Annotated in this window: 10 protein-coding genes and 1 riboswitch; of the genes, 1 reads left to right on the forward strand and 9 read right to left on the reverse strand. The window is 67.1% G+C overall.

The features are described from left to right. Positions 1-140 precede the first annotated feature (140 nt). Positions 141-1,505 carry an FAD-dependent oxidoreductase gene (locus A9W96_RS12425; protein ID WP_067140127.1) on the reverse strand — a complete coding sequence of 455 codons (1,365 nt, stop codon included), beginning with the start codon at positions 1,503-1,505 and terminating at the stop codon, positions 141-143. A 169-nt stretch (positions 1,506-1,674) separates the two neighbouring features. Between A9W96_RS12425 and A9W96_RS12430 the strand changes: the two genes are divergently transcribed. After that, positions 1,675-3,399 (forward strand): DUF3556 domain-containing protein, encoded by a 1,725-nt coding sequence (locus tag A9W96_RS12430; RefSeq protein ID WP_067140090.1) that lies wholly within the window; start codon positions 1,675-1,677, stop codon positions 3,397-3,399. Positions 3,400-3,494: 95 nt separating this feature from the next. Here A9W96_RS12430 and metE read toward each other — a convergent pair whose 3' ends face one another. From metE to A9W96_RS12470, 8 genes are all read right to left on the reverse strand, one after another. Beyond that, the gene (gene metE, locus A9W96_RS12435; protein WP_067140093.1) at positions 3,495-5,774 is read right to left on the reverse strand and encodes a 5-methyltetrahydropteroyltriglutamate--homocysteine S-methyltransferase; all 2,280 of its coding nucleotides are present in this window, start codon (positions 5,772-5,774) and stop codon (positions 3,495-3,497) included. 136 nt (positions 5,775-5,910) lie between these two features. Further along, a riboswitch (cobalamin riboswitch) is annotated at positions 5,911-6,113 on the reverse strand. 51 nt (positions 6,114-6,164) lie between these two features. Further along, entirely contained in the window at positions 6,165-6,818 is a 654-nt protein-coding gene (locus tag A9W96_RS12440) for an SDR family oxidoreductase (RefSeq protein ID WP_067140097.1), read from the reverse strand. A 22-nt stretch (positions 6,819-6,840) separates the two neighbouring features. Beyond that, complete coding sequence (locus A9W96_RS12445) at positions 6,841-7,683, reverse strand: SDR family oxidoreductase (RefSeq protein ID WP_066866147.1); 843 nt, start codon at positions 7,681-7,683, stop codon at positions 6,841-6,843. Positions 7,684-7,780: 97 nt separating this feature from the next. Then, positions 7,781-9,061 (reverse strand): TetR/AcrR family transcriptional regulator, encoded by a 1,281-nt coding sequence (locus A9W96_RS12450; RefSeq protein WP_067140130.1) that lies wholly within the window; start codon positions 9,059-9,061, stop codon positions 7,781-7,783. A 138-nt stretch (positions 9,062-9,199) separates the two neighbouring features. Next, positions 9,200-9,847 (reverse strand): nitroreductase family protein, encoded by a 648-nt coding sequence (locus A9W96_RS12455; protein WP_066866149.1) that lies wholly within the window; start codon positions 9,845-9,847, stop codon positions 9,200-9,202. Beyond that, complete coding sequence (locus A9W96_RS12460; protein WP_067140099.1) at positions 9,847-10,962, reverse strand: acyl-CoA dehydrogenase family protein; 1,116 nt, start codon at positions 10,960-10,962, stop codon at positions 9,847-9,849. Before A9W96_RS12460 ends, A9W96_RS12455 begins: the two co-directional genes overlap by 1 nt. After that, positions 10,959-12,107 carry an acyl-CoA dehydrogenase family protein gene (locus A9W96_RS12465; RefSeq protein WP_066866153.1) on the reverse strand — a complete coding sequence of 383 codons (1,149 nt, stop codon included), beginning with the start codon at positions 12,105-12,107 and terminating at the stop codon, positions 10,959-10,961. The genes A9W96_RS12460 and A9W96_RS12465 overlap by 4 nt, the downstream gene beginning before the upstream one ends. Before the next feature lie 86 nt (positions 12,108-12,193). After that, the gene (locus A9W96_RS12470; protein ID WP_066866180.1) at positions 12,194-13,168 is read right to left on the reverse strand and encodes an SDR family NAD(P)-dependent oxidoreductase; all 975 of its coding nucleotides are present in this window, start codon (positions 13,166-13,168) and stop codon (positions 12,194-12,196) included. Positions 13,169-13,200 lie beyond the last annotated feature (32 nt).

Consider the following 13,200-nt stretch of genomic DNA (forward strand, 5'->3'; position numbering starts at 1 on the left):
GTCGGCCTGAATCTGCTCCCGGTCATCTATCGAACTCATGTTCGAATGCTAGAACGGGCCACCGACAAAAAGCGCTCTCCTGAAACCACTGAAACAAAAGAGGCACAAGTGATTTGGGCACGCTGCCCCGCTGAGTCGGGCTACGCGACCGCCGCGGTCTCGGCCTCGGCCACCTCGACCGCGGCGCGCTCGCCGGAACGAATCGCGCCATCGATCCACCCGCACATCACCGCCGAGCTTTCGGTGCCGGCCCAATGAATCCGGCGGCAGGGCTCGCGCAAGGTGTAGCCGTATTCGGTCAGCACGCCGGTGGGGGCGTGCCCGATCATCCCGCCGCCGGAATAGCGGTCCACCGTCCAGTTCTGCTCGTGGAACTCCTGCGGCGCTTTGGCTTTCTCGCCGAACCGATCGACGAGTTCGCCGATGACTAGGGCCCTGCGCTCGGCCTCGTCGAGTTGCGTGAGGCGGCGCGCCGCGCGTCCCTCGGTGATGACGCACATGATTCCCGGATCCGCGGTGTCCGTGCAGGCGTCGATGGTCAGGGTGGCGGGAGACCCCGGCGCGGCGGTCTGGCCGGAGAGTCCGTCGGCACGCCAGAACGGTTCGTCGTAGATGAGCGAAGTCTTGATAACCGCGCCGCTCGGCAGTCGATGGTGCAGAAATGCCCGGTCCACCGGGAGCATCGGTTCGTAGTGAATCGAGGTGGCGATGGCCAGTGGGATCGCGACGATGACTCGGCGCGCCCGCACCGTCAGGTCGGCCGCGCTGACCGTCACACCGTCGGCGTCCTGGGCGATTTGGCGCACCGGCTGCGACAGGTGCAGCGCGTCGCCCAGCGCGGCCACCATCGGGCGGTGCAGCGCGCCCATCCCACCGACCGGGCGCGCGTCCTGGGAGCCACCCTTGCCCGAAATCGCGAACGTGAGCCCACCCGCCGACGCCGTCTGCAGTAGGCCCCACAGCAGCGACGTCTCAGACGCCGCCGAGGTGTAGAGGCCGGCGAAGGCCATGTCCAGCATCTCCGCGGCCTCGGAGGACATGGAGTTCTTCTCGATCCATTGCCCGATGCTGATGCGGTCCCACTCCTGGGCCTTCTTCGCCTCCCACGGCGCCTCGCGCGGAATCGCCTTGCACATCTTCTCGATGGTGGCCAGACCGATCCCGAGGTTGGCGACGGCCCAGGGGCTGACGGTCCACGGGATGGTGCCGCCGTAGCGGTGTTTCTTGCCGCCGACGATCATCATCGCGTCGCCGTCGTTGTGCTGCTTGTACTCCGGCACACCGAACTCGTTCATCAGCGCATAGATTCGGTCCTGGCCCGGGCCGATCCACGCGCCGCCGCGATCGATCCACGTGCCGTCGGCTCGCGTCTCGGTGAAGGTCCGGCCACCGACCCGATCACGCGCCTCCAGCAAGGCCACCGAATGCCCCGCCTGGATGAGTCGCAAAGCGGCCGTCAAACCCGCGAATCCCGCTCCGACCACGCAAAAATCGACCTCAGACACGTTTGTCTCCTCGACCTCGCCCACCCCAGCAGCAAACTACACTGACCGGGCGCCGGTGGTGGCCGGTTAACACAGATTTCCGTTTGCGTTCGCGCCGGCGGCGACCCGCCCGCGCCGGGGCCCAAGGTTGCAGCACGCGGGCCTAGAACACGTTCTAGTCTGTGGAACCATGGGATTTCTGAAGCCCGAGCTGCCGCAGCTCGACATGGCCGAATGGAACAAGGGCACCCGTAGCGAGAAGATCCGGCCGATGGCCAAGCACTGGGCCGAGGTGGGTTTCGGCACGCCGGTGGTGCTCCATCTGTTTTATGTCGTCAAGATCCTGCTCTACATCCTGGGCGCGTGGCTGTTCGCGTCGGCCACCAACGGTCTCGGCGGTATCACACACGTCGCGTCGTGGTGGTCGGAGCCCATCGTGTTCGAGAAGGTCGTGCTCTACACGATGCTGTTCGAGGTGATCGGGCTGGGATGCGGCTTCGGGCCGTTGAACAACCGGTTCTTCCCGCCGATGGGCTCGATTCTGTACTGGATGCGGTTCGGCACCATCCGGCTGCCACCGTGGCCGGATCGGGTCCCGCTCACCAGTGGTACCAAGCGCAAGCCGGTCGACGTCGCGCTCTACGCGCTGTTCCTGTTGTTCACGTTCGCGGCGCTGTTCGCCGACGGCACCGGGCCGATGCCCGAGCTGGGCACCACAATCGGACTGCTGCCCGCCTGGAAGATCGTGTTGATCCTGTTGCTGCTGGCGGTGGTTGGTCTGCGCGACAAGGTGATCTTCCTGGCCGCCCGCGGTGAGGTGTACGCAACCATGGCGGTGACTTTCCTGTTCGGCGCGCCCGACATGATCGTCGGCTCCAAGGTGGTTTTCCTGGTGATCTGGATCGGGGCCGCGACATCCAAACTCAACAAACACTTTCCGTTCGTGATCTCCACGATGATGTCGAACAACCCGCTGGTGCGGCCCCGCTGGCTGAAACGGCGCTTCTTCGAACACTTCCCGGACGATCTGCGGCCTGGCCGCCTGTCACGCTGGCTGGCACACCTGAGCACCGCCATCGAGATGCTGGTGCCGTTACCGCTCTTCTTCTGTCACGGCGGCTGGCCGGTCACCATCGCCGCCATCGTGATGGTGTGCTTCCACTTGGGAATCCTCGTGTCGATCCCGATGGGCGTGCCGCTGGAGTGGAACGTCTTCATGATCTTCGGCGTGCTGTCGTTGTTCGTCGCGCACACCCACATCGGGCTGCGCGAGCTGAAACACCCGGTGGTGGTCGCGGTGCTCTTCGTGGTCATCGCGGGAATCGTCTTGTTGGGCAACATGTTCCCGCGCAAGATCTCGTTCCTGCCCGGGATGCGTTACTACGCCGGCAACTGGGACACCACACTGTGGTGCATCAAACCCTCGGCCAGCGACAAGATCGGCCGGGGCATCGTGGCGATCGCCAGCATGCCGCAGGCCCAGTTGGAGCGGTTCTACGGCAGCCCCGAGGCGGCACAGATCCCGATCTATATGGGATATGCGTTCCGCGGGTTCAACACTCACGGCCGGGCGCTGTTCACCCTGGCGCACCGGGCCATGGCCGGCCAGAACGAAAATGACTACGTCATTACCGACGGCGAGCGGATCTGCAGCACCGCGATCGGCTGGAACTTCGGCGACGGCCACATGCACAACGAGCAACTGATCGCCGCCCTGCAGGAGCGCTGCCACTTCGAGCCCGGCGAGGTCCGCGTGGTTCTGCTTGATGCGCAACCGATTCACAAGCAGACGCAGGCGTACCGGTTGGTCGACGCCGCGACCGGTGAATTCGAGCGCGGCATCGTCCGGGTCGCCGACATGGTCGTCCGCCAACCGTGGGCCGACGACGTTCCGGTGCAGGTGGTTTCGGAGTAGCCGCCCGCGTAGGTCCGGCCGGCGTCCGCCCGCGAGCGTAAGCCCACTGCGAAATATCCCGTCGGAAATCGCAGTGGGCTTACGCTCGGGATGACCTATGCGCTCGCCCGCACCTCCTGCGCCGCGGCGACCATGTTGCGCAGCGACGCGGTCACCTCGTCGGGGTTGCGGGTCTTCAGCCCGCAGTCCGGGTTGACCCACAGCCGCTCGGCCGGCACGGCCCGCAGCGCCGCGCGCAGCGACTCGGCCATCTCGCCGGTGCTCGGCACCCGCGGTGAGTGGATGTCGTACACGCCAGGACCCACGCTGTTGGAGAAGCCGATCGAGTTCAAATCGTCGAGCACCTCCATGTGCGAGCGTGCCGCCTCGAGGGACGTCACGTCGGCGTCCAGGTCGGCGATGGCCCCGATCACCTCACCGAATTCCGAGTAGCACAGGTGGGTATGGATCTGGGTGGAGTCCGCGACGCCGGAGGTGGCCAAGCGGAAAGACCCTACCGCCCAACGCAAGTACTCGTCCTGGTCGGCGCGACGCAGCGGCAGCAGCTCCCGCAGCGCCGGCTCGTCGACCTGAATGATCGCGATACCCGCCGCCTGCAGGTCCACCGTCTCGTCGCGAATGGCCAGCGCTACCTGGTTGGCCGTGTCGGCCAGCGGCTGGTCGTCGCGGACGAACGACCACGCCAAAATCGTCACGGGCCCCGTCAGCATGCCCTTGACCGGCTTATCGGTCAGCGACTGAGCGTATTTCGCCCATTCCACCGTCATCGGATGCCGGCGAATGACGTCGCCGAAGAGCACCGGCGGGCGCACGCAGCGGCTGCCGTAGGACTGCACCCACCCGTTCTTGGTCGCGAAGAAGCCGTCCAGCTGCTCGGCGAAGTACTGCACCATGTCGTTGCGCTCCGGCTCGCCGTGCACCAGCACGTCGATCCCGAGGCTTTCCTGCAACTTGATGACGTCGGCGATCTCCTGCTTCATCCGCCTCCGGTACTCGGTCTCGTCGATCTCGCCGGCGACCAACGCGGCGCGCGCCTTGCGGATCGCGACGGTTTGCGGGAACGACCCGATCGTCGTGGTCGGCAGCGGCGGCAGGTGCAGGCGCTCCTCCTGGCTGGCCCGGCGCTGCGCCGCGTCACCCCGGTGCGTACCCGACGCGACGATCGAGTCGATGCGCGACCTTAGATCGTCGTTGTGCAGGCGCGGGTCACTCTTGCGGGACGCCACGGCCGCGTTGGAGGCCGCGATCTCGTCGGCCACGGAGGCCCGGCCTCCGAGGTCACCGTGCAGGGCGCGGGCCAGCGTCACCACCTCGGCGACCTTCTCCTGCCCGAACGCAAGCCAGCTACGCAGCGCTTCGTCCAGCCCGGTCTCCGGCTCCAGCGAGTACGGCACGTGCAACGTCGAACAGGACGTCGAAACCGCCACGTGCCCAGCGGAATTCACGAGCGTCGTCAGCTTGCCCAGCGCCGCTTCCAGGTCGGTCCGCCAGATGTTGCGTCCGTCCACCACACCGGCGACCAGCGTCTTGTTCGCGAGCTCGGGCACCGCCGCCACTGCAGTGTCGGCGCCGTAGACCAGGTCGACGCCGATCGCCTCGACGGGCGTGCGGGCCAGCGCCCCCAACGAATCACCCGGGTCGCCGAAGTAGGTGGCGACATAGATGGCGGGACGATTACTCGCGTTGCCCAGCGCGTTGTAGACGGCCTCGGCCAACGCAGGCGCGTCGGGGGAGATGTCGGTGACCAGCGCCGGCTCGTCGAGCTGCACCCACTGCGCACCGTTGTCGGCCAGCAGTGACAACAGTTCGGAGTAGATCGGCACCAGTTCCTGCAGGCGCTCGACGGGGGCGCCGCCGCCGTCGACCGCCTTGCTCAGCAGCAGGAACGTGATCGGGCCGACGACCACCGGGCGGGCCGGAATGTTCTGTCCCAGGGCCTCTTTCAGCTCCGAAAGCACCTTGTCGGGGTTCAGCGAGAACGTGGTCGAGGGCCCGATCTCGGGAACGATGTAGTGGTAGTTGGTGTCGAACCACTTGGTCATCTCCAGCGGTGCGACGTCTTGGTTGCCGCGTGCCGCGGCGAAGTAGCGATCCAAATCGTCGGCAACCTGTGCGGCCCGGGCCGGCAACGCGCCCAGCATCACCGCGGTGTCGAGCACCTGGTCGTAATAGGAGAAGGTGTTGACCGGCACCGAATCCAGCCCGGCGTCGGCCAGGTGTTGCCAGGTGTCGCGGCGCAGGGTGGCGGCGACCTTCTCCAGGTCGGCGCGGCTGGTGCGCCCGGCCCAATAGCCCTCGGTTGCGCGCTTGAGTTCGCGTTTCGGGCCAATGCGCGGCGAGCCGACAACCGTGGCGGTGAATGCTTGAGGGGTCACGATATTCGTCCTTCATTCGACGTGGTGGTCACCGCCGGCGGACGTGCAGCCGATCCGTTAGCGGTGCGTACCCGGGTACCAACCGCAACGGCTGCAGCGTGACGCCCATTCCTCGAGGCGATGAGCCGCCGGACGCGGCGCGCCCGGCACAACCGGCAGGTCTCCGGACTCGCAGGCGCGCACTCAGGTGGTGCTCCTAATGGCCGTCGCTTCCCAGTCTTTCGACCAGTGCTTGCCAAAAACTCTGACGGCGGTCGTTCCTGCATACCGTTGCGGGACAGTCCCGGATTCTCACCGGGTTCCCTCTCACGAAGCGTTACTAACGTTGCTTCGCTCGATGCCGGCGCCGCGGTTGCGGCACAGGCAGACCAGCTGCGGACTCGAGCTTAGTCAGCCCGCCAACGCCTGCGCGATCGGGAGCGCAGTTGCGTCGTCGCCGTTGTTGAATTCGATGGTCCGCCGGATGGTCGAATCGTCGGCCAGCGCGGCAGCGGCGACGAGCGCGACGTCGGCGCGCGACACCTCGCCCGTGCCGCGCCCGAGGACGATCTTGCCGGTGGCGGGTTCCAGCGTGAGTCGCCCCGGCCCCAGCACCGTCCAGTCCAGGTCGCTATCGCGCAGGTGGGCGTCGGCGGCGGCCTTGGCCTCGGCATAGGGGAAGAACGAATTGTCCTGGGACACACCGTGGTCGGGCCCGGCGCCGAAATAGGACACCATCACGAACCGCTTGACTCCCGCTTGTCCGGCGGCGTCGATCACTCGGATCGCCGCGTCACGATCGACGGCGTAGGTCCGCGCCGGATCGCCGCCGCCCGCCCCTGCGGAGAAGACGACCGCGTCGTGCCCGGCCAGCAGGTCGGCCAGCGCGTCGGTGTCGAGCCGTTCGATGTCGGCCACCACCGGCGTTGCACCGGTGGCAGCGACGTCGTCGGATTGGTCGGGATTGCGGAAGACCGAGCTCACCTGGTCGCCGCGCTGGGTCAGGTTACGAGCCAGCTGCAGCGCGACCTTGCCGTGCCCGCCGAAGACGATGATGCGTGCCATCCCTCCGACGGTAGCGCGCTCCTTAGAGCTTCACCTTGCCCATGATGATGTCGATGATCGGCTTGCCCGGCGGGTAGGCGTTGGTGACCGAGGCCATCGTGTGGCCGTAGTCCACCAGCAGCGTGATTCCGTTGATGCCGAACGCGGCGGCGCTGTTGAGGAACGCCATCACGTCGCCCATCTGCTCCGGGGTGTGCACCTTGGAGCCGGTCTCCTCGCGGTAGTCCTGGGCGAAGGTCAGCCACAGGTCTGCGTTGGACTGGGCCAGCGGGGTGTCGGTGGGGCCCGGGCAGATCGCGTTGATCCGAATGCCCTTCTTCAGCAGCGGATAGCCCTGGGTGGCGACGTAGGCGTTGACGACCTTCTTGGAGAAGCCGTAGTGAATGATGCCCTCGGCTTCGTGCGCCTTGACCCATTCCTGGGCCGACGCGAAGTCCGGGGTGGCCAGGAACTCGTTCAGCAGGTCCAGGTCGTTCTCCCAGCCCATGCCGGCGACCGAGGAGATGAAGCAGATCGCCGAGCCGGAGGGGAGCTGGTTGCGCTCGAGCAACCGCTCGATCAGGTGCCGGTGACCGAGGAAGTTGATCGCCATCAGGTCGGTGGTCCCGTCGGCGATGCCGGCGGCCGAGAACACGGCGTGGACGGGGCCGTCCAGCTGCTCGAGCGCGGCGTCGATCGACCCGGTGTCGCGCAGGTCGACCTGGATGGACTTGGCGACGTCGTAATTCACCGGCGCGTAGTCCATCACGATCACTTCAGCGCCCAGCTCGGCCGCTGACTTGGCCGCCGCGGCGCCCATGCCAGTCGCGCCACCGACGACGAGAGCGCGCTTGCCGTCGTAGCGCAACCGATCGACAATGGTCATGGAAATCCCCTTCTCGGATAATGCCAACGCGGTTCTAACTGCTCAACTGTATGGGTAACAGTTATTTGGTTCAATACCGGGGCGGGTTACTCGAGCGTTACTTGCCGCGGACCGCGACGCCGCGCAGCACGGTGTCGCGCGCGTGCACCAAGGCCGCGCGCGTGCCGATCTCGGCGAGGATGTTCTCCGGTATCCATTGCAGGCCGATGAGGCAGCGGGCCAGTATCGCGGTGGACGGGGCGTCGATTGCGATCTCTCCCGAGCGGATCCCCTCGGTAAGCAGCGTTTTCATCTGTCGCAGCCGCGTGGCGTAGAGCCAACCCGGATTCGGCGTGTCCGGCGGCGATTGGCGCATCCAGGCCAGCTGAATCCTGAACTCGTCGGAGAACCGATCGAGCGCGTTGACGTTGACCCAACTCAGCGCGTCCAGCTTTTCGATCGGTGTGGCATCCGAGCGCAGGACGCTGACCCAGCCCGCCTCGACCTTCCTGCCAAAGGATTCCATGATCGACGCGAGCAGTTCGTCCTTGGATCCGATCACCCGATACACCGTTCCGGTGCCCAGGCCCGCCGCCGAGGCGATGTCCCGGATGGTGGTGACCTCATATCCTCTGCGGCCGAATTCGGCGCGTGCCACGGCCCGCACCGCCGCCGCCTTGTCGCTCGGGTCGGCATCGCTGTCGTCGGACCAGGTGGCGATGACGTCATCGGCGGCGGTGAACGCTTTCGAGCGATCCAGTGCCGCGTCGGCCGGCGGCCGAGTTGCCAAGCCCTGCAGGATGATTCGGCACAGCAGTTGGGCCACCTGGTCGGCGGCGGACTTGTGGCGCATGACATCGAGGCCCACCTGCAGCATGGTCTGGCAGATGCGGTCGGCCAACGTGGGAAGGTCGATGTCGGGTTTGATGTAGCCGCTCCACCGGCCGGCGCGCAGCGTCTGCAGCATCGCCTCCTGGATCGCCGTGGGCCGTTGCTGGGTCAGCTTGATCAGCTCCGGATCCGTGCTCGGCCCTTCGTAGAACGACATCTGCAGGGCCGCGCGGTGCTCTACGGCGCAGTCGGCGATCGCCGACCCGAGTTCGATGATCTGTTCTTCGACCGGACGGGCGTCGGGTTCGTCCAATCTCGCCTGTGCGGCCCGCCCGATGCGGTCCAGATCGTCCTGATAGCGGCGGATCAACTCGACGAGGATGGCCTCTTTGGACTCGAAATGGTGATACAGGCTGCCGGGAAGGATGCCTGCCGCGTCGGCGATCTCCTGCAGCGACGTCCGCAGACCCGAGGATGCGATCAATGACGCCGCGGTGGCGAGGATTTCGGCGCGGCGGGTCGGGGATTCGGCTGTGCCGCCGGCGCGCAGTGACTCGGCCTTGCCCATGGTCAGCGGTGTGCGCATCTGGACGACTGCGGGTCGGCGAGCATTCGCATTCGTCCTCTCTTGCCGAACCAAATCTTTGTTAGAGGCTATCAGACTGCGCGCGGTGAATGCGCTGCACAAAGGCGTGAAAGCCCCATTCTAGAGCGGGGGGCCGTCCCAGCGGTCGCATGCGACCACTTCCTCGAGCGGCCGCCGCCGCGCAGGCGAGAAGGTGCGTCCCGCGCGCAGCCGGCCGACCGGTAGCAGACAGCCCTGAACGTAGGTCGGCGGAATCCCGAGTAGGTTGCGGATCTCCTCCTCGTGATGCAGATGCAGGGTGGTGATGCAGGTCCCGTACCCCCGAGTGTGCAAGGCCAATTGGAAATTCCACACCGGCGGAAAGATCGAGCCGTACAGCGTGGCGAGATGAAAGGATTCATCGCCCTCGATCCGAGGCAAATACGGTTCATAGCAAGGGATTACCAGCAACGGCACGCGGGCCATGTGCTCGACGAGCCACTCCGTAGAGGACATGACCCGGCTCTCGGGCGTGCCCGCGGGCATCAGCTCGGCGAGCATCTGCCCACCGACCCGCAGCAGGTAGGCCTGGCGATACAACCGCGCGATTTCGGTGCGCAGTTCCGGATCCGAGATCACCAGCCAGCGCCAGGACTGGGCATTCGACCCGTTCGCGGCCTGCAACGCGATTCGCAGGCAGTCGCGGATGTCGTCGGGGTTGACGGGCGCGTCGAGGTCGAGCGATTTGCGCGCCGACGGGGTCGCGGTGAGCAGGTAGTCGATGTCCATCAGGCCCGGCCTCGCTTGGCAAGGCGCGCACCAAGTTCGGTGAGGTACTCGTCGGGGCCCCCGCGAAATGCGCTCCAGCTCAGCAGGCGTTTGAGGTACAGGTGGGCATCGTGTTCCCAGGTGTAGCCGATGCCCCCGAACACCTGGATGGCGGTGTCGGCCACCGTGGCCAGTCGCCCGGCGAACGCCTTGGCCCGCACCGCGGCGAGATGCCGCTCCTCGCCGGATGCAGCGCCCGTTCCCGGGGCGGCGTCGCTGAGCCACAGGGCGTGGATCACGCCGCTGCGGGCCAGCTCGACGGTCTCGTACATGTCCACACACAGGTGTTGGACGGCCTGGAAGGAGCCGATCGGCTGGCCGAATTGCGTTCTGCTTTTCGCGTATTCGACCGCGAGGCCCATGACGGCGCGCGCGGCGCCCAGCGCGTCGGCCGCGGAGGCGATCAGCACGTCGTCGATCACCGCGGCCAGATCCGCGGTGGACGTCGCGGTCAGCCGTTGGGCGGGCGCGGCGTCGAACGTGACGCGAAATTGCTTGCGGGTCGGGTCGATGCCGGATTCGGGTGCCACCGACAAGCCGGTCGAGCCGGCGCGCACGGCGAAAAGCTCAGGGCCGTCGCCGTTCTCGGCGACCGCGAGTAGGACATCGGCGGCCGCGGCGTCGGGCACCGCGGCGATCTCGCCGTGCAACACGACCGCGTCGTCGCGTCGGCTCGCGGCAACGGTCGCCGAATCCGGAAAGCAGACCGTGGCGACCGTGGTGCCGTCGGCTATGCCGCGCAACAACTCCCGTGCGGTCTCGCCGGCGCCGAGCCGGGTCAGCGCCCGCGGCGCGGCCACTGCGGCAGACAGCCACGGCCCCGGGTGCAACGCCGCGCCCAGCTCTTCGGCGACGACGCCGGCCTCGACCATCGTCATGCCGGCGCCGCCGTACTCCTCGGGCACCAGCAGACCGGTGGTGCCCAGGTCGGCGAGACCGCGCCACACCGCCTCGTCGGTTCCGGTCGGATCGTCGAGCAGCGCCCGCACGTGTTGGGCGATCGGAGCCTTCTCGGCGAGGAAGCGCCGCGTGGTGTCGCGCAGTGCCACCTGCTCGTCGGTGAGTTCGAGGTTCATTTGCGCGGCAACCCCAGCACCCGCTGCGCGGTGATGTTCTTGTTGATCTGCGTGGTGCCGCCCGCGATGGTCAGCGACCGCGACGTCAGCCGGTAGTTCGCCCACGGCGCGCCGGCGCCGCTGGTACCCAGCACGTCGAAGGCCAATGCGGCCAGGTCCTGGCCGATCTCGCCCCACACCGTCTTGGCGAGGCTCGCCGACCCGAACGCGTCACCCCCATGCAACGACGCCGAGATCGACCGCTGGCACAGGACTTCGAGATACTTGATGCGAAGCGCGATTTCGCCGAGCCGCCGCAACGTCACCGGATCGTCCAGCGCGTCGCTGCCGGCCGCGCCGAGATCATTGACCAGCTCTTCGAGCCGCACCTGCATCTCCGCGTACAGCCTGGCGGCGCCGGCGCGCTCGTGGCTGAGCGTGGTGGTGGCAACCTGCCAGCCCGCGTTGAGCGGACCGAGCAACGCGTCCGCCGGCACCCGCACGTCGTGAAAGAAGACCTCGGCGAAGTCGGCGTCACCATTGAGCGTGACCAGCGGGCGGACCTCGATGCCCGGCAGCGTCATGTCGACGATCAGGCAGGAGATCCCCTTGTGTTTGGGCGCCTCGGGGTCGGTGCGCACGTAGAGCTGACACCAGTCGGCCCGATGTCCCAGCGAGGTCCAGATCTTCTGACCGTTGACGACGAAGTCGTCACCGTCTCGCGCGGCGCGGGTGCGCAGCGCCGCGAGGTCGGAGCCCGCCTCCGGCTCCGACATTCCCTGGCACCAGATGTCGTCGGCGCGCATCATGCGGGGGAGCAGCGTGCGTTTCTGGGCCTCGGTGCCGTACTGCATGATGGCCGGGGCGATGTTGTTGAGTCCAATCACGTTGAGCGGCATAGGAGCTCGCGCGCGCGTGGTCTCTTCGGTGTAGACCAGTTGCTCGAGCACCGTCGCGCCGCGCCCGCCGTATTCGGGTGGCCAGGACACGGCGGCCCATCCCGCGTCGGCCATCGTCGCATTCCAGCCGCGCAGCATCTCGAATGCGGCGTCGTCGCGGCCGGTGGGCCGGCGGGCCGCCACCAACTCGTCGGTCAGGTTCTGCGCCAGCCAGTCACGCAGCTCGCCGCGGAATCGCTCCACGTCCGGCGGGTAGGAAAAGTCCACGTTTCTCTTTGTCTCTAGCGTCGTCTTCGGCGTCGGAAAACCTTGTGGCCAAGCCGGACTCTACGGTCGAGCAGATAGTTGGTCAATCAACTCCCTCGGGGTTCGGGGAAGGCCACCTCGGCGTTACCCGGCATCGGGCTGACACCGCGTCGCTCACACACTTCCAGCACCTCGTCGACGATCGACGCGGGCACGATGAACTTCTCCGTCGAGGAGATCTGCTCGAGATGGGCCGCGATGTCCTCGGCGGTGGGACGGCTGTCGGCCTCGGCGAGCCAGCCCTCGGTGAGGCCGACGAACACCCGCGCGTAGCGGCCGGCGGCCGCGGAGTAGTTGCGGTGGGTGAAGGTGCAGGCGGTGCTGGCCAGAAACGTCACCAGCGGTACCACGAGCTCGGGCCGGATGGCTTGCATGAAGCCGGATTCGGCAAGGAACTTCTCGTCGCCGACGGTCTCGGTGACCATCCGCGAAAAGCCGGTAGGCATAACGGAATTGGCGAGTATGCCGTGCGCTTCGCCCTCGATGGCGATGACGTTGGTCAGCCCGACCAACCCGGCCTTGGCCGCCGCGTAGTGGGCCTCCATCGGTTGGCCGAAGATCCCGGCGGATGACGAGATGAACACGAAGCGTCCGCCCCCGCTGTTCTTCATCGCCCGATACGCCGGCTGGGCCAGATGAAAGCCGCCGTCGAGATGCACGCGCAACATCCGCGTCCAGTCGTCGTGCGAGAGGTCCTCGAACGCCACGCTGCCGAAAATGCCGGCGTTGCTGACCACGGCGTCCAGGCGCCCGAACCCATCGACGGCGGCGTCGACGATCGCCTGCCCGCCGGCCGGATTGTCCACGGAGTCGTACGAGGCGAGCGCGGTGCCACCGGCCCGGGTGATCTCGTCGACCACCTCGTCGGCGACGCGGGAGTCGGAACCGTCGCCGCGCATGGAGCCGCCGAGGTCGTTGACCACCACCGCCGCACCCCGGCGGGCCAGGTCCAGCGCGTACAGGCGACCGAGTCCCCGACCGGCCCCGGTCACCACCGCCACCTGGCCGGTGAACTCAATCATCGTGTGCTCCTGATTCATTGACTGCCGTGCAG

It is taken from the genome of Mycobacterium sp. 1245852.3 (assembly GCF_001669335.1).
Lineage (GTDB): Bacteria > Actinomycetota > Actinomycetes > Mycobacteriales > Mycobacteriaceae > Mycobacterium > Mycobacterium europaeum_A.